General features: G+C 75.0%; 24 protein-coding genes. 14 read left to right on the top strand and 10 right to left on the bottom strand.

Translation table 11 applies throughout. The features are described 5' to 3' along the window. Positions 1–33: 33 nt before the first annotated feature. On the bottom strand, positions 34–642 hold the full coding sequence (locus BMX65_RS09660; protein WP_074999744.1) for a TetR/AcrR family transcriptional regulator: 609 nt from the start codon (positions 640–642) through the stop codon (positions 34–36). A gap of 85 nt (positions 643–727) precedes the next feature. Between BMX65_RS09660 and BMX65_RS09655 the strand changes: the two genes are divergently transcribed. Both BMX65_RS09655 and BMX65_RS09650 read left to right on the top strand, forming a co-directional pair. After that, complete coding sequence (locus tag BMX65_RS09655; RefSeq protein ID WP_074999743.1) at positions 728–1,933, top strand: FAD-dependent monooxygenase; 1,206 nt, start codon at positions 728–730, stop codon at positions 1,931–1,933. 13 nt (positions 1,934–1,946) lie between these two features. Continuing rightward, a complete protein-coding gene (locus BMX65_RS09650; protein ID WP_074999742.1) occupies positions 1,947–2,852 on the top strand; it encodes a Gfo/Idh/MocA family protein in 906 nt (301 codons plus the stop codon). Here BMX65_RS09650 and lnt read toward each other — a convergent pair. The 3 genes from lnt to BMX65_RS09635 form a co-directional block, all read right to left on the bottom strand. Beyond that, positions 2,824–4,356, bottom strand: coding sequence for an apolipoprotein N-acyltransferase (lnt, locus tag BMX65_RS09645; protein WP_074999741.1), 1,533 nt, complete (start codon positions 4,354–4,356; stop codon positions 2,824–2,826). The genes BMX65_RS09650 and lnt overlap by 29 nt on opposite strands. Before the next feature lie 218 nt (positions 4,357–4,574). After that, positions 4,575–5,606 carry a DMT family transporter gene (locus BMX65_RS09640; RefSeq protein WP_177214222.1) on the bottom strand — a complete coding sequence of 344 codons (1,032 nt, stop codon included), beginning with the start codon at positions 5,604–5,606 and terminating at the stop codon, positions 4,575–4,577. A gap of 328 nt (positions 5,607–5,934) precedes the next feature. Then, positions 5,935–6,207 (bottom strand): hypothetical protein, encoded by a 273-nt coding sequence (locus BMX65_RS09635; RefSeq protein ID WP_074999740.1) that lies wholly within the window; start codon positions 6,205–6,207, stop codon positions 5,935–5,937. A gap of 518 nt (positions 6,208–6,725) precedes the next feature. Between BMX65_RS09635 and BMX65_RS09630 the strand changes: the two genes are divergently transcribed. Further along, positions 6,726–6,974: a DUF6011 domain-containing protein gene (locus tag BMX65_RS09630; RefSeq protein ID WP_177214221.1), complete on the top strand. Its 249-nt coding sequence runs from the start codon at positions 6,726–6,728 to the stop codon at positions 6,972–6,974. 81 nt (positions 6,975–7,055) lie between these two features. After that, positions 7,056–7,376, top strand: coding sequence for a DUF6343 family protein (locus BMX65_RS09625; RefSeq protein WP_074999739.1), 321 nt, complete (start codon positions 7,056–7,058; stop codon positions 7,374–7,376). Between the two features lie 97 nt (positions 7,377–7,473). Here BMX65_RS09625 and BMX65_RS09620 read toward each other — a convergent pair whose 3' ends face one another. Both BMX65_RS09620 and BMX65_RS09615 read right to left on the bottom strand, forming a co-directional pair. Next, a complete protein-coding gene (locus BMX65_RS09620) occupies positions 7,474–8,346 on the bottom strand; it encodes an undecaprenyl-diphosphate phosphatase (RefSeq protein ID WP_074999738.1) in 873 nt (290 codons plus the stop codon). A gap of 40 nt (positions 8,347–8,386) precedes the next feature. Continuing rightward, positions 8,387–9,175: a TVP38/TMEM64 family protein gene (locus BMX65_RS09615; protein ID WP_074999737.1), complete on the bottom strand. Its 789-nt coding sequence runs from the start codon at positions 9,173–9,175 to the stop codon at positions 8,387–8,389. A gap of 401 nt (positions 9,176–9,576) precedes the next feature. On the opposite strand from BMX65_RS09615, the gene BMX65_RS09610 reads away from it, so the two are divergent. Both BMX65_RS09610 and BMX65_RS09605 read left to right on the top strand, forming a co-directional pair. Next, positions 9,577–10,293 (top strand): GTP-binding protein, encoded by a 717-nt coding sequence (locus tag BMX65_RS09610; RefSeq protein WP_074999736.1) that lies wholly within the window; start codon positions 9,577–9,579, stop codon positions 10,291–10,293. 28 nt (positions 10,294–10,321) lie between these two features. After that, complete coding sequence (locus BMX65_RS09605) at positions 10,322–11,182, top strand: spermidine synthase (protein WP_074999834.1); 861 nt, start codon at positions 10,322–10,324, stop codon at positions 11,180–11,182. A 44-nt stretch (positions 11,183–11,226) separates the two neighbouring features. Here BMX65_RS09605 and BMX65_RS09600 read toward each other — a convergent pair whose 3' ends face one another. Further along, a complete protein-coding gene (locus BMX65_RS09600) occupies positions 11,227–12,345 on the bottom strand; it encodes a DUF8017 domain-containing protein (RefSeq protein ID WP_074999735.1) in 1,119 nt (372 codons plus the stop codon). A 136-nt stretch (positions 12,346–12,481) separates the two neighbouring features. Here BMX65_RS09600 and BMX65_RS09595 point away from each other — a divergent pair, with 136 nt between their 5' ends. The 4 genes from BMX65_RS09595 to BMX65_RS09580 all read left to right on the top strand — a co-directional run bounded on the left by BMX65_RS09595 (position 12,482) and on the right by BMX65_RS09580 (position 15,331). Further along, positions 12,482–12,937 (top strand): DUF4442 domain-containing protein, encoded by a 456-nt coding sequence (locus tag BMX65_RS09595; protein ID WP_074999734.1) that lies wholly within the window; start codon positions 12,482–12,484, stop codon positions 12,935–12,937. A 153-nt stretch (positions 12,938–13,090) separates the two neighbouring features. Then, a complete protein-coding gene (locus BMX65_RS09590) occupies positions 13,091–13,822 on the top strand; it encodes a DedA family protein (protein WP_074999733.1) in 732 nt (243 codons plus the stop codon). A gap of 39 nt (positions 13,823–13,861) precedes the next feature. Next, positions 13,862–14,410, top strand: coding sequence for a gamma carbonic anhydrase family protein (locus BMX65_RS09585; protein WP_074999732.1), 549 nt, complete (start codon positions 13,862–13,864; stop codon positions 14,408–14,410). 168 nt (positions 14,411–14,578) lie between these two features. Continuing rightward, a complete protein-coding gene (locus BMX65_RS09580) occupies positions 14,579–15,331 on the top strand; it encodes an acyltransferase (RefSeq protein WP_239501891.1) in 753 nt (250 codons plus the stop codon). A 13-nt stretch (positions 15,332–15,344) separates the two neighbouring features. On the opposite strand, the gene BMX65_RS09575 is transcribed toward BMX65_RS09580, so the two are convergent. Then, entirely contained in the window at positions 15,345–16,217 is an 873-nt protein-coding gene (locus BMX65_RS09575) for a DMT family transporter (protein WP_074999731.1), read from the bottom strand. Between the two features lie 89 nt (positions 16,218–16,306). Between BMX65_RS09575 and BMX65_RS09570 the strand changes: the two genes are divergently transcribed. Beyond that, positions 16,307–16,894, top strand: a complete 588-nt coding sequence (locus BMX65_RS09570; protein ID WP_074999730.1) for a helix-turn-helix domain-containing protein — start codon at positions 16,307–16,309, stop codon at positions 16,892–16,894. A 67-nt stretch (positions 16,895–16,961) separates the two neighbouring features. Here BMX65_RS09570 and BMX65_RS09565 read toward each other — a convergent pair whose 3' ends face one another. Both BMX65_RS09565 and BMX65_RS09560 read right to left on the bottom strand, forming a co-directional pair. Continuing rightward, positions 16,962–17,489: a GNAT family N-acetyltransferase gene (locus tag BMX65_RS09565; RefSeq protein WP_074999729.1), complete on the bottom strand. Its 528-nt coding sequence runs from the start codon at positions 17,487–17,489 to the stop codon at positions 16,962–16,964. Positions 17,490–17,498: 9 nt separating this feature from the next. Next, positions 17,499–17,921: a CoA-binding protein gene (locus BMX65_RS09560; protein WP_074999728.1), complete on the bottom strand. Its 423-nt coding sequence runs from the start codon at positions 17,919–17,921 to the stop codon at positions 17,499–17,501. 88 nt (positions 17,922–18,009) lie between these two features. Here BMX65_RS09560 and BMX65_RS09555 point away from each other — a divergent pair, with 88 nt between their 5' ends. From BMX65_RS09555 to BMX65_RS09545, 3 genes are all read left to right on the top strand, one after another. Further along, the gene (locus BMX65_RS09555) at positions 18,010–18,675 is read left to right on the top strand and encodes a YigZ family protein (protein WP_074999727.1); all 666 of its coding nucleotides are present in this window, start codon (positions 18,010–18,012) and stop codon (positions 18,673–18,675) included. Between the two features lie 87 nt (positions 18,676–18,762). Then, a complete protein-coding gene (locus tag BMX65_RS09550; protein WP_074999726.1) occupies positions 18,763–20,007 on the top strand; it encodes an exonuclease SbcCD subunit D in 1,245 nt (414 codons plus the stop codon). Beyond that, the gene (locus BMX65_RS09545; RefSeq protein WP_074999725.1) at positions 20,004–23,204 is read left to right on the top strand and encodes an AAA family ATPase; all 3,201 of its coding nucleotides are present in this window, start codon (positions 20,004–20,006) and stop codon (positions 23,202–23,204) included. The genes BMX65_RS09550 and BMX65_RS09545 overlap by 4 nt, the downstream gene beginning before the upstream one ends. The last annotated feature ends 130 nt before the right edge of the window (positions 23,205–23,334 follow it).

Raw genomic sequence — 23,334 nt, 5'->3', positions numbered from 1 at the left:
GCGGTTCCGCCGCGCCGGTGGCCGCGTGCCGTGTCAGCCGAGAGGTGCCAGCATCCCGGTGAGGATCTCCCGCACGCTCTCCCGCAGCTCCTCCTCGGCGGGGACGGTGCTGCTGAAGGTGCCCGCCGTACAGCTGAAGAGGAGGCCGTCGCACCAGGCCAGCAGCGAGAGCGCGTGCCGCTCGGGGGCGCGGGAGCCGGCCGCGGCGAGCAGTGCGCGCAGCGGCCCGGCGAAGTCGCTCAGCCCGGTCCTGTCGTAGTGCGCCCGCAGTTCCGGGCGGCGGGTGGCCTCCAGCGCCAGTTCGTAGCGGGCCACCAGCAGGGCGCGGTGCCGGGTCAGATGGCGGTGCAGCGCGGCCGCGACGAGGGCGGCGAGCGGCTCGGGCCCCTCGTCCGCCCCGGCGGCCGCCGCCATCTCCGCGGTGTGCAGCACGGAGCCCTCCAGCTCCGTCAGCCGCCGCACGGCCGCCTCCAGCAGGGCCGCCCGGGTGCGTGCGTGGTTCGAGGTGGAGCCCGGCGGCAGCCCGGCCGCCTCGTCCACCGCGCGATGGGTGAGTCCCCGCATTCCGCGCTCCGACAGCAGCCTGATGGCGGTGTCGGCGATCAGCGCGGCGCGGGGAGTGGCGGCCTCACGTGCAGTCATGAGGGCAATCTACCGGGATCACTACACCCGTAGTACGATCGGCATCGGCCACTACACCTGTAGTTCCCGACATCGAGGAGGCCCCGTGCGCCCGTCCCACGCTCTCGTCATCGGTGCCGGTATCGGCGGACTGGCGGCCGCGGCCGCGCTCGGCGACCGCGGCTGGACCGTCACCGTCCTGGAACGCGCCCCGCGGCTGGAGCCCGTCGGCGCCGGAATCGCCCTCGCCCCCAACGGGCTGCGCGCCCTCGACGTGATCGGCCTCGGCGACGCCGTGCGCGACCTGCGCACCTGGACGGGCCAGGGAGGTGTGCGCGCCCCCTCGGGCCGCTGGCTCGCCCGGACGACCGCGGACCGGGCAGCCGCACGCTTCGGCGACCCCACGGTGCTGCTCTCCCGAGCCGCCCTCGTCGACCTCCTGCGCGCCCGGCTGCCCGCCTCCGTCGAACTGCGCACCGGGACCGCCGCCACCGTCGCAGACCCCGGTTCCCGCACCCGCCCCGCCTCGGTGACCACCGCGGACGGCGCGACCCACAGCGCCGATCTCGTCGTCGCCGCCGACGGCATCCACTCGCCGGCCCGCCGCGTCCTCTTCCCCGCCCACCCCGGTCCGCGGTACGCGGGCTGCACCACCTGGCGCTTCCTCACCGAACGCCCCGCAGGAGAGGCCGAGCCGCACGAGACCTGGGGGAGGGGCCGGCTGTGGGGCACCCAGCCGCTTCCGGACGGCAGGGTCTACGTCTACGCGGCCGCCGTGTCTCCCGCCGGACAGCGGCCCCCGGACGGTGAACGCGCCGCGCTGCTGCGGCTGTACGGCACCTGGCACCGTCCGATCCCGCAGCTCCTCGCGGCGGTGCCGGACAGCGCCGTACTGCGCAACGACGTCCACCATCTGATCGATCCGCTGCCCGCCCAGCACGCCGGGCGGGTCGTGCTGCTGGGCGACGCGGCCCACGCCATGACCCCCGGCCTGGGGCAGGGCGGCAACCAGGCCCTGGAGGACGCCGCCGTCCTGGCCCGGTGCGCCGACCCGGCGGGCGACCCCGCCGAGGCACCGGCCCGCTACACCCGGCACCGGCTGCCCCGCACGACCGAGGTCGTGCGGCGCTCAGCGCGCGCGAGCCGTGCGACGACCCTGACCGGTGCCGCGAGCTGCCTGCTGCGCGACGCGGCACTCGTCGCCCTCGACCGCCTCGCTCCCGCTGCCGCGCTCCGCGCCTTCGCGGGGATCGCCGACTGGAGCCCACCGCCTCGCACGTATGCTGCCCAGTCACAGTCAGCAGCGCAGTAGCGAGGGAGAGCCCGTGCGGATCGGCGTGATCGGACTCGGCGACATCGCCAGGAAGGCGTACCTGCCGGTACTCATGGCCCAGCCGGGCCTGGAACCGCATCTGGTCACCCGCACCCCGGCCACGCTGGCCGCCGTCGGGGACGCCCACCGGGTCCCGGCCGCGCACCGCCACACCGGCCTGGACGAACTGCTGGCCGCACGGCCGGACGCGGCGTTCGTGCACGCCGCCACCAGCGCACACCCGGAGCTGGTCGGGCGGCTGCTGGAGGCCGGCGTGCCCACCTTCGTCGACAAGCCCCTCGCCTACGAGCTCGCCACCTCACGCGCCCTGGTGGAGCTGGCCGAGCGCCGCGGCACCGGTCTCGCGGTGGGCTTCAACCGGCGGCACGCCCCCGGGTACGCGCAGTGCCTGGAGCACCCGCGGGAGCTGATCCTCCTGCAGAAGCACCGGGTGGGCCTGCCCGAGGACCCCCGCCGCACGGTGCTCGACGACTTCATCCACGTCGTCGACACGCTGCGCTTCCTGGCTCCCGGCGAACCGGACCGCATCGACGTACGGGCCCGGGTCCGCGACGGACTGCTGCACCACGTCGTGCTCCAACTCGCGGGTGACGGCTTCACCGCGCTCGGCGCCATGAACCGGCTCTCCGGCTCGGCCCAGGAGGTCCTGGAGGTCTCCGGCCAGGACGCCAAGCGCGAGGTGCGCGACCTGGCGGAGGTCGTCGACCACAAGGGCCAGCCCAGCATCCGTCGCCGCGGTGACTGGGTGCCCGTCGCCCGGCAGCGCGGCATCGAGCAGTGCGTGCTCGCCTTCCTCGACGCCGTGCGGGACGGCCGGACCCTGGGTGCGCAGGACGCCCTGCGCACCCACGAGCTGTGCGAACGCGTCGTCAACGACGTGCTGGAGCAGTCGCACTGAGCTGTGAGTGCCCCCGCGCCCCCCGCGCGCGTGCCGCACGCGCGCCCTCCACCACGCCGTAGGCCGCCAGCGCGGTCAGCGCGAGCCGCACCGTCCAGTCGCCGAAGCGCACATAGAGGGTCGTCCCCGAGGCCGACGGCACCTCGGTGAGCCGCGCCGCGCTGATACCGGTGGCCATCGGAGCCCCCACCCGCTCGCCGCCGGGGCCGTACAGCGCACTCACCCCGGTGAGCGTCGCGTGCACCACGGGGCGCCCCGACTCGGCCGCCCGCAGCGCCGCCAGCGACGCGTGCTGCTCCGGCGCCCAACTGTGCTGGAAGGAGGAGGTCGAGGACTGTGCCACCACCATCCGGGCGCCCTCGGCGACCAGTTGCCTGCTCATGTCGGGGAAGGCCGTCTCGAAACAGATCAGCGGGCCGAACCGCAGTCCGTGCGTCCGCATCACCACCGGTTCCTGGCCGCGCCTGCGGTCCTCGCCCGCCGCGCGGCCCACCGACGTCGCCCAGCCGAGCACCGACCGGGCCGGGACGTACTCGCCGAAGGGCACCAGCCGCATCTTGTCGTAGCGCTGCCCGGTGAGCCCCCGTTCGTCGACGAGCACCGAACTCTTGTAGATCCCCGGCCGATCGCTGCGCTGTGCGTCGACGTTCACCAGCAGCGGAGCCCCCGTCAGCCGGGAGAGCGCGGACAGCCTGTGCACCAGCGCGGGACGGTCGGCCAGGTCGTAGCCGACACTGCTCTCCCCCCACACGACCAGGTCCGGGTCGCGGCCGGCCAGCCGACGGGTCAGCTCCTCGCCCCGCGCGAACCGTTCCTGCCGCGACTGCGTCTCCCCGATCTGCACGACGGCGATCCGGGTGTGCCCCGCCGGCTCGGGCCGGGGCGCCCACGCCCAGGCGGCCCCGGTGGCGGTGGCGACGGACACCAGCGCGAACAGCGCTGCCGTCCGGGCACGCGGCAGCGCGGTCAGCGCGACCAGCGCGGTGTTCACGGCCACCACCAGGAAACTCACCAGCCACACGCCGCCCACGGAGGCCAGCCGCAGAGCGGGCCGCACCTCCCACTGGCTCGCGCCCAGCAGCCCCCACGGACCGCCCAGGTACTCCCAGGACCTGACCACTTCCGCCAGCAGCCAGCCCGACGGGACCAGCACCACGGCCGCCGCCAGCCGGCCGGCGCCGGGAGCGCCGCCCAGCAGCCGGTGCACCAGCCAGCCCCACGGCAGCCACAACAGGCCCAGCAGCGCGGCCAGGACGACGATGAACACATGCAGGCTCGGCATCAGCCAGTGGTGCATCGCCAGCATGAACCCCGTACCGCCCGACCACCCCGCGAGCGCGGCGGCGCGGCCCGACGGCGCGGCCCGCAGCAGCAGCAGCCACGGCACCAGCGCCACGTAGGCCAGCCACCACAGCGCGGGCGCGGGGAACGCCAGCACCGGCAGCGCGCCCGCCACCGGCGGCAGCACCCGACGGGCCCAGCGGGACGCCGGCCACGGCGGCATGGGCGCCCTCCTTCGTCCGGTGGTCCGATCACCAGTGTGCGGGAGGGCGCGCGCCGTGGCGAGGGGCGTGCCGGAGCGGGCGCGGCGTGCCCCGTCGCGCCGCCGGGCCGCGGACCGTTCCTACGGGCGGACGTTCCTACGGGCTGCCGGGGCGCGGACGGCCGCCGTGTACCTGCACCGCTCCGCCGCTGTCGCCGCCGGTCACGGCGCGGACGGGGTCACGGCGCGGCCACCGGCCGGCGGGCCTGCGAGGTGCGCGGGCCGGGTACCAGGGTGTGCACCTCCGCCTCGGACGTCCGCACCATCGCGGACTCCGCTGCCGGGCCGCGCTCCGGTCGGTCGGCCCGCCCCGGCCCGGACGGGCGGCGGGGCTGTCCGGTCCCCTCCACGCGTGCCTGGCGCGCGCTGTCGGACGTCAGGACGACCAGCCCCCAGGTGGTCAGCGCACCGGCGGCCAGTGCCAGCACCGTGCCGGTCGCGCCGTACCGGAAGCTCTCCTCCAGCAGCAGTATCCCGGCCGCAGCGGCGACCACCGGGTTCGCCACGGTGGCGGTCGCCAGCGGTGTCGCCAGCCCGCCGTCCCGGTAGGACGCCTGCGAACTCGCCAGCCCGGTGGCCGCCAGCACCACTGTCAGACCCGCGAGCGGCACGGTGACGGAGAGCGGAGCCGAGGCCCAGCCCTCGGCGAGCGACTTGACGAAGACCGAAGCGGCGCCGTACGCCACCCCGGCGGCCAGCGCCAGTGCCATGCTCCGCAGGGCGCCGAGGCGTGCCCCGGGGCGGCCGTGCACCGTACGCCGTACCACTGCCGCCGTGCCCGCCAGCAACGCGACGAGGCCCAGGACGCAGCCCGCGAGGAGGAACTGGCCGCCGCTGTCGAGGGAACCCACACCCGTGTCCCCGGTCAGCAGCAGAATGCCGGCCAGACCGGCCGAGACCAGGACGATGCCCCGCCATGCCGAGGGAGTCACCGGCCGCCGCCCCAGGAGCGCCGCCAGCGGAGCGGCGAGCACGAGGGTGAGGACACCCAGCGGCTGAACGACGGTCAGCGGCCCCTGGGCGAGCGCCGCCACGTGCAGCAGCGCTCCCACTCCCTGCAGGGCCACGGCGGTCCACCACATCCCGGACCGCAGCAGCCTCCATCGGCTCGGCTCGGTCGAGGTGGCGATCCTCTCCTGCACGATCGCGGCCAGTGCGTAGCTCACCGCGGATACCAGCGAGAGCAGCACCGCCATCGTCAGCGCGCTCATATCCGCTCCGTGCAGCACCGGTCGGGCATCGCGTTCATGCCCTCCACGGTTCCGTATCCCTGACGGCCTGTCGTCACCTGCCGGCACCGTCTTGATGTACCGCCAGCGGAGTACGGCGCGGCCCTGTCTCCCCCTGTCAGGTGATATCTCCAGGTGGACGCCGGGTGTGCCGGAGCCGGCCCGGTCGGGCGGTGCCCGGCCCCGCTGAACGGCGTACAGGCCGGGCCGGTCGGGCCGCCGTCTGCGGCACCGGACCGCCGCCTGTGCCGCAGCGCCCGGACCGGTCGCGCGGTGCGGTGCCACCGGCGGGGGCGCGCAAGGCTGTGCGTCAGGGCTCCGCGGGGAACGGGCCCTCGCCCGCGACCTCGACCGGACCGAACCCGCTGCCGAGTACGGTGACCCGGCAGACGCGGCCGTCGGCCAGCCGCAGCCGGGCCGTGTCGCCCTCCAGTTCGGTCCACAGCCGCTGGTCGCCCTCGGGTCTCATGGTGCCGGACCACGCGGTCCCGGGGCCGGTGGTCTCCGTGAACAGCGCTACGTCGACGGGAACCTCGGCAGCCCCGGTCAGCAGGGTCGCGGGACCGCGGTAGAAGTTGTCCATGCCGCAAGTGTGGCAGTCCGGTTCCCCGACGGCACAACCTGTCCGCGGGGGGATCGCTCCCCGCGAACCGACGGAACCCCGCCTCCGCGGTGCGGGGGCGGGGTTCCGTCGGCCGACGTGCTGATGCTGCTCGGATGGGACCTGGAGGTGGTTCGCGCAGTGGTTCTGCGCCGCGGGGCTCACGGCGAACTGCCGCAGACGTGTGCCCCGGCTCCACGGGTACTGGACGTCGTCGCCGACGAGGATGCCGGGCGACGTACCGGTCATTCCCACCACCGGATCGTCGCCGGTGACGGCGGTTCGCGTGGAGCCGAGCAGCGCGGTGGCGCCGAGCGCGCGCCGACCACGAGGGCGGTACGGATTCGCATGTGCTCTCCCGAGAGAGTGGCTGGTGTCTCCACGCCCACCGTGGACGCGCCGGCCGGCCCCCGCATTTCGGCCTGCTCCGCACGGGTGGGTGCGTTGGTACGGTGCGGACCGACGGGGAACCGCCCGGACGGAGCGGAAGGGGGCCGCGGATGGCCGCTGAAGAGGAGCCGCACGGCGGCGGAGGGGAGCGCGGCGCACGCGCCGAGGCGGTGGCGCTCCCCGACAGCCGGCCGGTCGGGGGACGACGGGTGCTGTGCCGGATGTGCGGGCAGCCGCTGCGCGACCGCGCCTCCCGGCTCTGGGGCCTGGGGCCCGACTGCCGTCACAAGCTGTCCCTGCGCACCGCTCCCGAACCGCCACGGCGCGAGGTCGACCAGGACGTGCTCCCCGGGCTGTGACCGGTGGCTCCTGGCGCGTCTGCACGGGGAATCCGCGGCGCGACGGGAATCATGGGGGCACACCGGCGAAAGGCAGCTCCCGTGTCCCAGCCACCGCAGCCCGGGCCCGACCGGAACGACGACCGCCGTCACCGGCGTTCCCGCTCCGGCACGGAACCGGTGACCGCGCGCAGCGATCTGTGGCTGCGCACACTGCTGTCGTCCGTCGGAGTGCCGTTCTTCGCCGCGGCCGCCGCGCTGTTCGCCTGGTGGGCCGCGGCCTCGGACAGCCACAGCACCCCCAGCGACCGGGTGCTGACCGTGCTGGCGGCGCTGTGCGCCGCGTTGGCGCTGATCGCGGCTGTCGATCTGCTGGTTCTCCGGCGCAGGCGGGCGCAGGAGCGGCAGCGGCGCCGCCGCTGAACCGACGGGCACTCGGGGAGTCGCCGAGCTGTCTCGTTCACGCCTGGGAGTCCGGGGCGCGGGCGGCGGGCGGCGGGCGTCCGGTGCCGTGGGTCGCTCAGCCCACCGACTGCCCCGCGTGCGGGCTGAGGACACCCGCCGCCATCAGGGCGAAGAGGGCCACTCCGAGCAGGATCCGGTAGATGACGAACGGCATGAAGCTGCGGGTGGAGATGAAGCGCATGAACCATGCGATGACGCCGTAGGCGACCACGAACGCCAGCGCGGTCGCGAAGAGGGTCGGTCCCCAGGAGACGTGGCCGTCGCCGATGTCCGCCAGTTCGAACAGCCCGGAGGCCAGGACCGCGGGCACGGCCAGCAGGAAGGAGTAGCGGGCCGCCGCCTCGCGGCGGTAGCCCATGAACAGCCCGCCGCTGATGGTGGCGCCGGACCGGGACACTCCGGGTACCAGCGCCAGCGCCTGCGCACAGCCGTAGAGCAGGCCGTCGCGCACGTTGAGCTGTTCCAGGGATTTCCGCTCCCGCCGTGCCCGGTGGCGGCCGCCCTTGCTGTCGCGGGCCGCCATCCGGTCGGCGATGCCCAGCACGATGCCGAGGCCCACCAGCGTCGACGCGATCAGCCGCAGGTCGCGGAACGGGCCCTCGATCTGGTCCTTGAAGGTCAGCCCCAGCACTCCGATCGGAATGGAGCCCACGATGACGAGCCAGCCCGTCTTCGCGTTGTGGTCGCTGCGGGCCGCCGGGCTGTAGAGGGAGCGGAACCAGGCCGCGAGAATCCGGCCGATGTCCTTCCGGAAGAAGATCAGGACGGCGGTCTCGGTGCCGATCTGGGTGACGGCGGTGAAGGCTGCGCCGGGGTCCTGCCAGCCCGCGAAGGCCGCGACCAGCCGCAGGTGGGCGCTGGAGGAGATCGGGAGGAACTCGGTCAGTCCCTGGACGAGTCCGAGGACGAAGGATTCAAACCAAGACATCTGCTGCGGAGCTCGTCCCTGTGGTAGTCGGTAGTCGGGGTCACGGGTGGGGGACCGGCGCCGGAGCGGCGGCGGGGGTGCGGGTCTCGGACGGGAGAGCGGGCCCGGGGGCCGTGTCCTCGCTCGGAGCGGTACCCCGCAACTGGGCGCGCTTGCGCCAGGCGATCACGCCGCCCGCCAGCCCGGAGAGCGTGATGAAGGCGAACGAGGCCAGGAACACGGGCGAGGTCGGAGTCGCGGCGCTGCTCCCGGCGATGACATAGGCCGCGGTGTTGGGTACCGAGCCGAGCGCGGTCGCGCTCAGGAAGGCGAGCCAGCGCATCCGGGAGACGGCCGCACCGTAGTTCGAGGCCGCGAACGGTACGCCCGGCAGTAGTCGGATGATCAGCATGGAGCGGAAGCCGTGCCGGCTCAACTGCCGGTCGGCGGACGACAGCCAGCGGCCCCGCAGCAGGGTGCGCAGGGCGTCCTGGCCGAGCATCCGGCCCAGCCCGAAGGCGATGCCCGCGCCGATCACCGTGCCGGCCGTCGCGGAGAAGGTGCCCGCCTCCGCGCCGAAGAGCACACCGGCCGCGACGTTGAGCACGGGGCGCGGGACGAAGGCCGCTGTGCACACCCCGTAGGCGGCGCCGAAGAGGGCGACGGCCGCGCCTCCGGCGATCTCGGGGGGCCAGCCCTGGGCGAGCAGGCGCTGGGGCTCGTACAGCAGCATCGCCGCCGCGGCTCCGCACAGCAGTGCGACGAGCAGGGCGAGGCGGGACCATGGCGAGAGCAGCGTCCTGGTGAGACGGCCGGGGAGTCCGTCTGGCTGCGTGGCGGGGACGGGCACGCTGGGAGCGTAACCGACGAATCGGTTCCCCCGCCGTGCGAAGCCGAGCGGAATGCCCGAAAGGCACCGTTCCGCAGCGCTGTTCTCCGGCTGGCCATGTCCGCTTCCACCAGGGCCGGAACGGCGCAGCGCGGCGGCAGCCGAAATCCGTTCGACGGGCGGTGGTTGAACGGGCGATGATCTCGGGGTGCTCGGGCTGCCCCTTCTCTGTGCTCCGGCCGCGGCGGCGGCCGCCGCGCGGGCTGCCCTCCTGCCGACGGCGGGCGCGCACGTCCACTCCGTTCCGCCCGGCGGCCGTCCGCGCCGACGCTGACCCTCCCGGACCGGCCGAGGACCCCACAGGGGAGGGTCGGCTGCTTCCCGGGGTCCCGACTCGTCCGTACCGGTCCAGGAGGGCACCCATGTCCGGCCTCAGCCACCCGCGCACCGCCCCGTTCCCCGTCCCCCACCTCACCCTCGGCACGCTGGGCCATTCCGGGCACGGCAAGACCACCCTGGCCGCGGCGCTGGCCGCCCACGGGACCGGAGCGGCACCCCGCAGTCCGGAGCCGGGCCCGGAGCCGGGGCCCGCGACCGCCGGGCGCCCGGACGGACATCCGGCCGCGCGCGGGCAGCGCCTCCGATGCTTCCGGTACACCACCGGCACCCGGCGCTACACCGTGCTGGACCCGGCCCTGCGCCCGGAACCCGGCACCGGTCCGCGGCCCGGCGGTGGTCCGGCCGTCCGGGTGCGGGCGGGCGACTGCGGGGCCCGCTCCGGTCTGGACGGCGCGCTGCTCGTCGTCTCCGTGCGCGAGGGTGTGCGTCCGGGCACCGCCGAGCAGCTCGCGCTCGCGCGCCGCGGTGGGCTCGCCCATCTGGTCGTCGCCCTCACCATGGCCGACGCGGGCAGCGACGGGCTGAGCGAACGGGTCGAGCGCCAGGTGCGGACCCTGCTGGCGGCGCACGGCTTCGCCGCGGAGAACCTCCCGGCCGTCCGGGTCTCGGCCCGCCGCGCGCTCGACGGCGATCCGCGCTGGACGGGCTCGATCGAGGCGCTGCTGGATGCCGTCGACACCTATGTGCCGCTGCCGGAACGTGCCCCGCGGCCCCGGCACCCCGGGACCGGGGTGCGCTGAGGCCGCGGCGGGCCCGCACAATGGAGAGGTGGAGACCGACGCCGACGGGGAGCAGATACCCCGCATCCGAACCGTCGCGGGCGGCACGGCCAAGCTGCTGCCGGACATCGACCGGGACCGGGCCTGGTTGCTGACGCTGGACGGCGCCCCGCAGTCGTACGTCGACCTCGACGAGCCGGGGCACCTGGAATTCGAGTACGCGCGCCGGGTCGGCCACCTGCTGGATCTCGCCGCGGTGCCCGGAGCGCCGCTGGACGTGCTCCACCTCGGCGGGGGAGCGCTCACCCTGCCGCGCTATCTGGCCGCGACCCGTCCCGGCTCCCGGCAGCGGGTGGCCGAACCGGACGCGGAGCTGACCGCCTTCGTCACCGAGCACCTGCCGCTCCCGGACGGTGCCGAGGTCACGGTGGAGGCGGCCGACGGGCGGGCCGTGCTGGAGTCCTCGCCCCCGGCCGGTGCGGATGTCCTGGTGTCCGACGTGTACGGCGGTTCGCGGATGCCCGCGCACCTGACCACGCTGCCGTACGCCCGCGAGGCGGCGCGGGTGCTGCGGCCCGGCGGTCTGTACGTGGCCAACCTCGCCGACGCCGCGCCGTTCCGCTTCCTCGCCTCGCAACTGGCCACGTTCGCCGCGGTCTTCCCGCAGCTCGCGCTCGTCGCGGAGCCCGCGGTGCTGCGCGGCCGCCGGTTCGGCAACATCCTGCTGCTCGCCTCGCGCGCGGAGCAGCCGCTCGCGGAACTGGCCCGCCGCTGCGCGGCCGACCCGTTCCCCGCCCGGGTCGAGCACGGCACGGCGCTGGAGCACTTCACACGGGGTGTGCGCGCTGTCGAGGACGGCGACGCCGTGCCGTCCCCCGAACCGCCGGACGGCGCCTTCAGCCTGGACTGAGGGCGCCGTCGCAGCCGGTCCCGTGGCTCCGGGGGGCTCCGGGGTCAGCCGCGGGGCTCGTCCCCGCCGCCGTCGTAGTCGCGGAGGCTGCCCGTCATCTTCTCGATGGTGGCGTCCGACACCTCGTCCTTGACGCCGGCGTCGGTGTAGAGGACCCAGATCGCCAGGTCACCGTTGCTGTTGATCCAGGAGACCGTGACGGTCTTGCCCGCACTGGTGGAGCACTTGTCCTCCTTCGGGGCTCCGGTGATCTTCGCGGTGACGGTGTGGCCCTTGATGCCGTGCTCGTTCTTGAACGGCTTGGGCTTGGAGACCTTGAGGGTGCCCTTCTGCTTCTGGTCGTAGCCGGCGATCGCGAAGTTGCCCGCCGCGATCCGTGCCGCCTCCTTGGTGTTCTTGGAGCCCTGCGCGCCCTTGGTGCCGACGGCGGCGCGGCTGCTGCGCTTGCACCAGTCGTCCTTGTAGTAGGCGGGCGCCGACATGGCGACCAGGACCTTGCCCTTGTCGTCCTCGAAGCCGGTGATGGTGCCCGGGCTGGCGAGGGTCCAGTCGTCGTTGTCGGGCACGTCGAAGGCGGAGTACCACTTGGGGTTGACGACGGTCTGCCAGCCCTCCACCACCGGGTCCGAGGGGTCCTTGGAGGCGCCGCCGCCTCCCGGCTCGCCCTTCTCGCTCTTCTCCGGCTTCGTCTTCACCGAGGGCGAGGAGGTCTTGTCGGCCTCGTTCTTCGTGCCCTCGCCCGAGTCGTCGTCGCCGAGGACGACGACCCCGGCCACCGTCGCGGCGACGACCGCGACCGCGGCGACGATCGCGATGGCGATCGTCTTCTTCCGGCCGCCTCCGCCGTCTCCGCCCTTGGGCGACTGCGGGTTGCCCGGCATGCTCCCCGGGCCCCACGGTCCCGACTGCCCCGGGCCGCCCGGCTGACCGTAGGGGTGGGGAGCCTGTCCCGGCTGCTGGCCGTGGCCCGCCGGGCCCGGCGGCTGCCCCTGGCCGGGCTGCTGGCCCGACGGCTGCTGCCCGTAGCCGGGTTGCTGGCCCGAGGGCTGCTGCCCGTAGCCGGGCTGCTGGTACGGGTTCGGTTGCCCGTAGCCGGGCTGCTGGTACGGGTTCGGCTGCTGCGGGTTCTGCTCGCCCCCGGGCGGCTGCTGTCCTGGCCACATGGCCGACAACCCTATGGTGCGGCCGTAGTACCGGCCACGGCCGGTCCCGGATCGGTACGGACCCGCTACACGAATGGGGCCGAAGCGGGAAGGAACGATTCTCCCCCTTCGAGTTACTGGGTGGTAACGTGCGGCCATGACCACACAGTCGCAGCCGGACATCGGCGAGCTGATGCGGGCCTCCGTGCCCATGGCCCGCACGCTCAACCTCGAGTACCTGGAGACCTCGCCGGAACGGGTCGTCGTCTCCCTGCCCGACCAGAGCGAGTACCACAACCATGTGGGCGGCCCGCACGCCGGTGCGATGTTCACGCTCGCCGAGTCCGCGAGCGGCGCGGTGACCCTGGCCGCGTTCGCCGACCAGCTCTCCCGCGCCGTCCCGCTGCCGGTGCGCGCCGAGATGGACTTCAAGAAGATCGCCAAGGGGGTGGTCACCGCCACCGCCGAGCTCGGCCGCCCGGCTGCCGAGGTGGTCGCCGAACTGGACCGGGGAGAGCGCCCCGAGTTCCCGGTCCGGGTGGCGCTCCGCCGCCCCGACGGCGCGGTCAGCAGCGAGATGACCGTCGTGTGGACCCTGCGGCCCAACGACTGACGCCGCGCCGCGCCGCCTGACCGGTCCCGGTGCCGTTCCGGCCGGTGAGCGGCGCGCAGGGCGGTGGACGCGGGTCGGCGCGCGGTCGAGTAGGCTTCCGAATTCGTGCCGTCATGGCAGCTCGTGCTCCGATGTCATGAGAGGAAGCCGCAGTTGCACATCCAGGACTGGCTGGAGAACGTTCCGGCTGTCAGCGTGTACCTCCTGGTGGGGGTGGTCATCGGGCTGGAGAGCCTGGGGATCCCGCTGCCGGGTGAGATCGTCCTCGTCAGCTCCGCGCTGCTGGCCTCGCAGCAGGGGCACATCGATCCGCTGATCCTGGGGACCTGCGCCACGGTGGGTGCCGTCGTGGGCGACTCGATCGGGTACGCCATCGGCCGGAGAGGCGGCAAGCCGCTCCTGGACTGGCTGGGCGGGAAGTTCCCCAGGCACTTCGGCCCCAGCCATGTCGCCACCGCCGAGCGCTCCTTCCAGCGGTGGGGCATGTGGGCCGTCTTCTTCGGCCGCTTCATCGCCCTGCTGAGGATCTTCGCCGGGCCGCTCTCGGGCGTGCTGAAGATGCCGTACTGGAAGTTCCTGACCGCGAACGTCCTGGGCGGCGTGGTGTGGGCGGGCGGTACGACCGCGGTCATCTACTACGTCGGTATCGTCGCCGAGGCGTGGCTCAAGCGCTTCTCCTGGCTCGGGCTGGTGGCCGCCGTGCTGATCGGCCTCGCCTCCATGGTGATCGTCAAGCGCCGGGCCGCGAAGGTGGCCGCCGAAGCGATCGAGGAGCGCCGGGCCGAGCGCGCCGCCGCGCAGCGGGAACCCGCCCCGGCCGCGGACGGCGACCCCCCTCCGCGGCCCGAACTCGACGGCACCCCGCCGGCCCCGGTCCGCGACTGAGCGGGACCGGTCAGCGAGACATCCGGAGTGGAGAGCAGCGTGACACAGTACGGGCTGATCGTGACGGTCGGCGGGCACGAACCCCGACTGGATCCGACGGCGTTCAACGCGCCGACCTCGGTGATCGCGGGCGACGTCACCCTGGCGGCCGGGTCGAGCGTGTGGTACGGCGCCGTCCTGCGTGCCGACGCCGCCCCCATCGTGCTCGGCGCCGGGAGCAATGTGCAGGACAACTGCACCGTGCACGGCGACCCCGGCTTCCCCGTCGAGGTCGGCGCCCGGGTCACCGTGGGCCACAACGCCGTGCTGCACGGCTGCACGGTCGAGGACGACGTGCTGATCGGCATGGGCGCCACCGTCCTCAACGGCGCCCGCATCGGTGCCGGTTCCCTCGTCGCGGCCCAGGCCCTGGTGCCGCAGGGGACCGTCGTGCCGCCCGGTTCCCTGGTGGCCGGGGTGCCCGGCAAGGTGCGGCGGGAGCTGACGGACGAGGAGTTCGAGGGCGTGCGACTCAACGCGCTCGGCTATGTGGACCTGGCCGAGCAGCACCGCGTCGCGTCCGTCGGCGAACGGCCGGCGGCCTCCTGAGCCTGTCCCGCAACCGGACGCCTGTACCCGTGGCGGCTGCTGCCCGTGGCGGCTGCGAACCCCCGTGCCCGCGGGGGCCGTCGGCGTGCCCGGCAGCAGCGCCCGCCGGAAGCTACCGGTGAGGAACCTCACCGGGGTGCGGCGCTGCCGGGGCGCTACGGTGACGGCGTGCCATCCCTCAGGAACACGTTCTCCTCCCTCTCCTCCCGCGCCGTGCACGGCCTCTGGCGCCGGGCCCGGCAGGCGGGGGCCGTCACCGCGCGGCGCCCGGGGCCGTATGCGTTCCGCCGCATCGGGACCGGAACGCGACTCGCCTTTCCGCAGGGGACGCTCTTCGGGACACCGTGGATCGAACTCGGCGACCACTGCATCGTCGGCCAGGACGTCACGCTGACGGCGGGGATGATGCCGGACCTGGAGCTGGGGCCGGAGACGGTGCTGCGGCTGGGGAACGGCGTGGTGCTGGGCCGGGGCAGCCACGTCATCGCGGACACCCGGGTCAGCCTCGGCGACGACGTGTTCTGCGGTCCATACGTCTACATCACCTCGACCAACCACTCCTACGACGATCCGGAGCTGCCGGTCGGCAAGCAGTGGCCGCGCACCGCACCGGTGGAGATCGGCGCGGGGAGCTGGATCGGCGCGGGGGCCGTCGTCCTGCCCGGCGCGACGCTGGGGCGCAACGTGGTGGTCGCGGCGGGGGCCGTGGTGCGGGGTGAGATACCCGACCACGCGGTGGTCGCGGGCGCCCCCGCCCGGGTGGTCCGCCGGCTGGATCCGGAGCAGGGGTGGCAGCCGCCGCTGCGCACCCCGCCGCCGGTGCCGGTTCCCGAGGGCGTCAGTCCGCAGGAGCTGGTCGCCCTCGCCGACCTGCCCGCCGCGCCGGACGCCGAGCCGCCCGGCGGCTCGTGCGGCGGCTGAGCCGGTGCTCCGGTCAGCCCGAGGCCAGCAGGACCGTGCCCAGCAGCGCCAGCCCGGCGCCCGCGGTCTGCAGCGCGCGCAGCCGCTCCTGGAGCACGCTCCGCGCGGCGAGCGCGGTGACGACGGGGTAGAGCGAGGCGAGGACGGCGGCCACCGTGACCGGGCCGTGCTGCGCGGCGACCGCGTACGTCCCGTTGGCGGCGACGTCGGCCAGACCGACGAAGGCCAGTGCGGGCAGCGCCGTCCACACCGCCCGCAGCCCCTCCTCGGGGAGCGCCGGTGTGCCGCGCCGCACCGAGACCCAGAGCGCACCGCCGCCCACGAGGACGTTGACCACCCGCTGCACGAACAGCGTCAGGAAGAGCCCCGCGAGCGTCGTGGACGCCTCGGCGACCAGGCTCATCGTGGCGCCGAAGCCGAAGGCGGCGATCAGGGTGAGCAGGACCGTGCGCTGCTGCACGGGTGCGCCCCCGCCGCCCACGCCGCCGGCCAGCACCACTCCGGTGACGGCGACCAGGGTGCCCAGTGCCTGCAGCAGGCCCGGCCGTTCACCGTGCAGGGCCATGCCGACGGCCACCGGCACGGCGACGCTGCCGAGGGTGGCGACGGGGGAGACCACCCCCATCGGGCCGACGGCCAGCGCCCGGTAGAAGCACAGCATCGACACCGGCCCGATCGCCCCGGCCGCCACCGCACACCACAGCAGGCGCGCGTCCAGTTCGCCCCAGGCGCCGGTGGCGAGGACGATGACGCCGAGCACCAGGCAGGCCGCGCCCTGCGAGACGACCACCACCGTCAGTTCGCGCAGCCGCTTGCTGAGCAGCCCGCCGCCGAAGTCGGCCAGCCCCCACAGGAGGCTGGTGGCCAGCGCGAAGACAGCGGTCATGACGGATTCCCTCGCAGTACAGTGTGGTGAACGCTCAAGTCCAGCACACCGTAGTACTTCGCAATGCACTCTGTCATTTAATATTTTGGATGGTGCGGAACACCGTGACGGACCTCGACCACCTCACGCAGGCGCTCGCCCGCAACCTCAAACACCTGCGGGCCGAGCGCGGCTTCACCCTCGACGCCCTCGCGGCGCGGGCCGGTGTCAGCAGGGGCATGCTCATCCAGATCGAACAGGCCCGCACCAACCCCAGCGTGGGCACCGTCGTCAAGATCGGCGACGCACTCGGCGTCAGCATCACCTCGCTGCTGGACTTCGACCAGGAGCCGCAGGTCCGCCTGGTGCCGCCGGAACAGGCGGTGCGGCTGTGGTCCACCGAGGCAGGCAGCCACAGCACGCTGCTCGCGGGCACCGAGGCGCCCGGTCCGCTGGAGCTGTGGCACTGGAAGCTGGCGCCGGGAGACGCCAGCGATTCCGATCCGCACCCTCTCGGCACCACCGAACTCGTGCATGTCACCGCCGGTACGCTCACCCTCGAGGTGGACGGCGCCCCCTACACGGTTCCGGCCGGGACGTCCGCGTGCTTCGAGTCCCACGTCCCGCACGGCTACCGCAACGACGGGCCGGAGAGCGTCGAGATGACCATGGCCGTCTCGGTGCCCGAACCGCGCTGAACCGGCGCCGCGGCCCCGTCGGGGCGCCCGAGCGCCGGTCGGTGCTCCCGCACCCTCCGGCCGCCGGTCACCCGGGCGGCGGGGGCCAAGCCTCCTCCCGCGGCGCGGCGGCGTCCAGCGTGCTGACGTCGAGCGACAGCGGGATCGAGTGCTCGGTGAAGCCCATCGACCGGTACATCGCCTCCGCCTCGGGCGTCGCGTGCAGATCCACGCGGGTGACGCCGCGGCGCGCGAACTCCGCCAGCAGCGCCGCCGTCGTCGCCCGCGCGTAGCCGCGAGAGCGGTAGCGCTCGTCGGTGCACACGGAGAACACGAATCCGAACAGCCCGTACGGGCTCACCGGCGCGGCCAGCCGCTCCTCGATCCGGCCCACCGCGCACGCCGCGAGGTGCCCCGGGGGATCCGACCGCTCACCGTCCACCACGAACGCCAGCAGAGGCGACGCGTCCAGCGCGAGCTGCCGACGGGCGGTCCGCTCGGCTTCCCGCTCCCACGGCCCCGGCTCGTCTGTGCCGCTCATCGCGGCGAACATGACCCTGCGCAGCCGGACGATCTCTGCCGCGTCGTCGGGCGTCGCCCTGCGTGTGCCGATCATGCCGGGACGCTAGCGCACCCCGGCTCGTCCCAGCCGCGGGATCTCGATCGCCGGACACCGGTCCATCACCATCCGGAGCCCGGCCGCACGGGTGCGTTCCCAGGCCGCCTCGTCCACCACGCCGAGCTGGAACCAGACAGCCCGGGCACCGATCGCCACCGCCTCGTCGGCCACCTGTCCCGCCAGCTCGGAGCGGACGAACACGTCCACCACGTCCACCGGGAACGGGATCTGCGCGAGCGTCGGGTAGCCGCGCTCGCCGTGCACCGTCTCCGCGCTCGGATGGACCGGAACGACGCGTCTGCCGTACCGCTGCAGCACCTCGGCCACCCCGTAGGCGGGGCGCGAGGTGTTCTGCGACAGCCCCACCACCGCCCAGGTGTCACCCAGCTCGGTGAGAATCTCCCGCACCGTTTCGGTGTCGCCGTACATCATTCTCTCCTCCGCGGCAGTCCAGCTCTCCGCGACAACGGACGGCACCCCCCGCCGATTCCCGCGGCCGCGGCCATAGGCTGGCGGGATGCACCAGGAGCAGCACGCACAGCAGGAGCAGCCCACAGGGCCCGCGGAGTACGTCACCGTGGCCGGGGAGGGCGTGCACGAGACGGAGGTCAACCGCTCCCGCTTCCGGTGCGCCCTCGCGCCCGCGGCCACGGAAGCCGAGGCCCAGGAGTTCATCGCCCGGATCCGCAGGCAGCACCCCGGCGCCAACCACAACTGCTCGGCCTACGTCATCGGCGCCGACGCGGGCACCCAGAAGGCGAACGACGACGGCGAGCCGGGCGGCACCGCGGGAGTGCCGATGCTCCAGATGCTGCTGCGGCGCGAGGTGCGGTACACGGTCGCCGTCGTCACCCGCTACTTCGGCGGCGTCAAACTGGGCGCGGGCGGCCTGATCCGCGCCTACGGAGGCGCGGTCGGCGAGGCCCTGGACGCGGTGGGAACCGTCACCAGGCGCCGCTTCCGGCTGCTGACGGTCACGGTCGGGCACGAGCGCGCCGGACGCCTGGAGAACGAACTGCGCGCCACCGGGCGGGAGGTGCGCGAGGTGCGCTACGGCGCGGAAGTCGCCATCGAGGTCGGCCTGCCCGACGCCGACCTGGCCGGCTTCCGGAACTGGCTGGCCGACGCGACGGCGGGCAGCGCACGACTGGAGGTGGGCGGCGAGGCGTTCGGTACGGTCTGAGCCGTCCGACGGCGGGCCCGCCGCGGCACGGCCCGGGACGGGCCCGCGGGCACGCGCTGTCGGTGGTGGGCCTTAGGGTCGTTGACCATGCGTCTGCTGCACACCTCGGACTGGCATCTGGGCCGGAGCTTCCACCGCGTGAGCCTCCTCGACGCCCAGCGCGCCTTCCTGGACCACCTGGTCGCCACCGTCGAGGAGCGGGCGGTGGACGCCGTACTGGTCTCCGGCGATGTCTACGACCGCGCGGTCCCCTCCCTCCCCGCCGTCGAGATGTTCGACCGGACGCTCTCCCGCCTCGCGGACCTCGGCGTCCCCACCGTGATGATCTCCGGCAACCACGACTCGGCACGCCGGCTGGGGGTCGGCGCGAAACTGCTCGGCCGCGCCGGGGTCCACCTGCGCACCGACCCCCGTGAGTGCGGCACGCCGGTGCTTCTCGACCCCGCCGACGGAGGCGGTCCGGTGGCCGTCTACGGGGTGCCCTATCTGGAGCCCTCGCTGGTGCGGGAAACCCTCGGCGCCGAGAGCGGTGGCCACACCGCCGTGCTCCGCGCCGCGACGGACCGGATCCGCGCCGACCTCGCCACCCGTGCGGCCGGGACGCGCTCGGTCGTGCTGGCCCACGCCTTCGTGACCGGGGCCGAAGTCTGCGACAGCGAACGGGACATCACCGTCGGCGGTGTCGCCTCGGTGCCCGCCTCGGTCTTCGAGGGGATCGACTACGTCGCGCTCGGCCATCTGCACAACTGCCAGTCCCTCTCCGAGCGGATCCGCTACTCCGGCACCCCGATCGCCTACTCCTTCTCCGAGGCCGGGCACCCGAAGTCCATGTGGCTGGTCGACCTCGGCCCCTCGGGCGAGCCGGCGGCCGAGCGGCTGCCCTGCCCCGTCCCCCGGCCGCTCGCCCGGCTGCGCGGCAGGCTGGCTGAGCTGCTGGAGGATCCGGCCCTCGAACAGCACACCGACTCCTGGGTGGAGGCCACGCTCACCGACGCGGCCCGCCCGCACGACCCGATGGCCCGGCTGACCGCGCGCTTCCCGCACACCGTCAGTCTCGTCTTCGCACCCGACCGGGAGGAGGGCGACGACGCCCACTCCTACGCCGTACGGCTCAGCGGGCGCACCGACCGGCAGATCGCCGAGGACTTCGTCGGCCATGTACGCCCCGGACAGCAGGCGGCGCCCGAGGAGCGCCAGATGCTCGGGCAGGCGCTGGAGGCCGTCCGGGTCGCCGAGGCCGAACCGGACACAGCGGCCGCCCCGCGCGCGCCGCAGGGCGGGACCGACGGTCGGCCCCCCGCGCAGGACGGTGCACGGGCGGTGGCCCGTTGAGGCTCCACCGGCTGTCCCTCACCGCCTTCGGCCCCTTCGGCGGCACGCACACCGTCGACTTCGACACGCTCTCCTCGGCCGGGCTGTTCCTGCTGCACGGGGCCACCGGCGCGGGCAAGACCTCGGTGCTGGACGCCGTCTGCTTCGCGCTCTACGGCGGCGTGCCCGGTGCCCGCCAGCAGCCCGGCGGCACCCTGCGCAGCGACCACGCCGACCCGCGCGTGCGCACCCAGGTCGTCCTGGACCTCACCGTCGCGGGCCGGCGGCTGGAGGTCACCCGCGCTCCCGAGCAGCTCCGGCCCAAGACCCGGGGCACCGGCCTCACCCGCGAACGCGCCCGCTGCGAACTGCGCGCCTGGGACCCGGCCGCGGGCGAGTGGCAGGGGCTCAGCCGCTCCCACCAGGAGATCGGTGAGGAGATCGGGCAGGCCCTGGGCATGAGCAAGGACCAGTTCTGCCAGGTGGTGCTGCTGCCGCAGGGCGACTTCGCCCGGTTCCTGCGCTCGGGCGCCGAGGACCGGGCGAAGCTGCTGGGACGGCTCTTCGACACCGGCCGGTTCGCCGCCGTGGAGGAGGAACTCGCGCGGATGCGCAAGAGCGCCCAGCGCGAGGTCGTCGCGGCCGACGAGGAACTGCTGGCCCTCGCCCACCGGATGCGGCAGGCCGTCGGCGACCCCGCGGAGCTCGCCGGGGGGCCCGCACACACCCCGGCCGCCGACCCGCTCCCCGGTCAGCGCACCGGCTCGGCCCGCGGCTCCGCACCGGGCGGCCGCGGCGGCGCGAGCACCCGTGGCCGCGGCGGTGCCCGCGGCCGGGCGGCGCCGCCCGCCGAGTCCGCCGCGCCGGACGGGCTCGCCCCCGGCGACCCCGGCCTGGCCGACTCCGTCCTGGCCTGGGCGGCGCAGGCCAGGACCTATGCGCGGGAACGCAGCATCGCCGCAGCGCTCGCCGCGGACACCGCCCGGGCCCGCCACACGGAGGCCGTCCGGGAGCTGGAAGCGGTCCGGGACCTGGCCCGCGCCCAGCAGCGGTTCGCGCACGCCCGGCAGCGCGCCGACGACCTGGCGGCGGGCGCCGGGGAGCGGGAAGCGGAGCGGCAGCGGCTGGAGCGGGCGCTGGCCGCCGACACGGTGCTGCCCGCCCTGCGGCTGCACAGCACCGCACAGGAAGAACACGCCCGGGCCCGAGCTGCCGAACGGGAGGCGCGTGCAGACCTTCCGCACGCCCTGACCGACGCCGGCCCCGAGCGGCTGGCGGCGCTGGAAGGCGAACTGCGGCAGGAACTGGGGGCACTGCGGGTCACCCGCGAGGAGGAACCGCGCGCTGCCGCGATCGAGACCGAACTGCAGCGGCTGGACGCCGAGTCCCGGACCGACGACGACCTCCTCCGCGAGACGGGGGAGTGGCTGGCGGGCTGGGAGGAGCAGCGGCGCGGGCTCGAACGGCAGGTGACCGAGGCGTCGGAGGCCGCCACCCGCGCCGAGCACCTGGCGGGTCTCCTGCACCCCGCCCGCGCCCGGCTGCAGGCCGCGCACCGCCGGGACCGGCTGGACACCGAGATCGAGTCGGCCGACGAGGTGCGGCGCCGGGCCCGGGAGGAGGCCGCCGACGCCAAGCAGCACTGGCTCGCGGTGCGGGAGCGCCGACTGCGCGGCATCGCGGCGGAGCTCGCCGCGAACCTCGCCGCGGGCGCCCCCTGCGCCGTGTGCGGCGCCACCGAACACCCCGACCCGGCCCGCGCGGAGCCCGGCCACGTGGACCGCACGGCCGAGGACGAGGCGCTCGCCCGCTCGCAGCAGGCGGCCGAACACCACCGCTCGGCCGAACAGCGGCTCGCCGCACTGCGCGACAGCCGCACCGAGGCGGCAGCCGAAGCAGCAGCGGCCGGCGCCACCGGGGAAGCGGCCGGCGCCGCGCCCGACGGGGGCACCGAGCAACTGGCCAGTGCCGTCACCGCCCTGGAACAGGAGCACGCGCGGGCCCGCGGCCAGGCGTCCGGCACCCACGAGGCCCGCGAGGCGCTGGCCGCCGCCGAGCGGGAGCACGACGGGCGGAGCGCGGCCCGCCAGGAAGCCGAGCGCCGGGCCGCCGCGCGCACCTCGACCCGGGAGGCGCTCCAGCGGGAACTGGCGGCGCTCACCGAGCGGCTGAGCAGAGCACGCGGCGAGGCCCCCAGCGTCGCCGCCCGCTGCGCGGAGCTGGAACGCCGGGTCGGGCTGCTCTCGCGTACCGCCGAGGCCGCCCGAGCGGCCGCCCGGGCCGCCGAACGGCTCACCGAGGCCGCCGCCCAGTGCACGGAGGCGGCCGGCCGCGCCGGCTTCGCCGCACCCGGGGAAGCGCAGGGCGCGGTACTGCCCGAGCCCCGGCAGCGCGAGCTGCGGACCCGGCTGGAACGTCGGCAGGCCGAGCAGGCCGCCGCGGCGGAGGAACTGGCCGACCCCGAACTCGCCGCGGCCGCGGACCGGCCCGCGGCACAGCCGGAGGCGGCACGGGCCGCCGCCGCGGCCGCCGAGGAGCGGCTCCGGGCCGCGGACGCCGAACTGCACGCCGCACGCGGCCGGGTGGAGGCGCTGGACGGACTGGGGGAGCGGGCGGCCGACCGCGCCCGACGGGTGGCGCCGCTGCGCGGCTCCTACGAGCGCGTCGCCCGGCTGGCCGGGCTGGCCGCCGGCACCTCACCGGAGAACGAGCGCCGGATGCGGCTGGAGTCCTACGTGCTGGCCGCCCGGCTCGAACAGGTCGCGGCCGCGGCCTCGGCGCGGCTCGGCCGGATGTCCGGCGGCCGCTACACCCTCGTGCACTCCGACGAACGGTCCGGCGGACGGGGCAGATCCGGGCTGGGACTGCACGTCGTGGACGCCTGGACGGGTGCCGAGCGGGACACCGCCACCCTCTCCGGCGGTGAGACGTTCTTCGCCTCGCTGGCCCTCGCCCTCGGGCTGGCCGACGTGGTGACCGAGGAGGCCGGCGGCACCCGGCTGGAGACCCTCTTCATCGACGAGGGCTTCGGCAGCCTGGACGAGCAGACGCTGGACGAGGTGCTGGACGTCCTCGACTCGCTGCGCGAGCGGGACCGCTGCGTCGGCATCGTCAGCCACGTGGCCGATCTGCGCCGCCGGGTGCCCGCCCAGCTGGAGGTCGTCAAGGCGCGCGCGGGCTCCACCCTGCGCCACCGGGCCGCTCCGGCCGACACCTGACCGGCCGCTCCGGCCGACACCTGACCGGACCGGACGGCGGCCGAGCCCGCGCGGACGATCAGGGCTCGGCGCACCGGCCGACCGCCCGGCGCGGTGCCGCCGGACCCGCCCCGGGGGCCGGTCCGGCGGC

This window comes from Streptomyces qinglanensis (assembly GCF_900111245.1).
Classification (GTDB): domain Bacteria; phylum Actinomycetota; class Actinomycetes; order Streptomycetales; family Streptomycetaceae; genus Streptomyces; species Streptomyces qinglanensis.
This window is presented reverse-complemented; position numbering and strand designations above follow the sequence as displayed.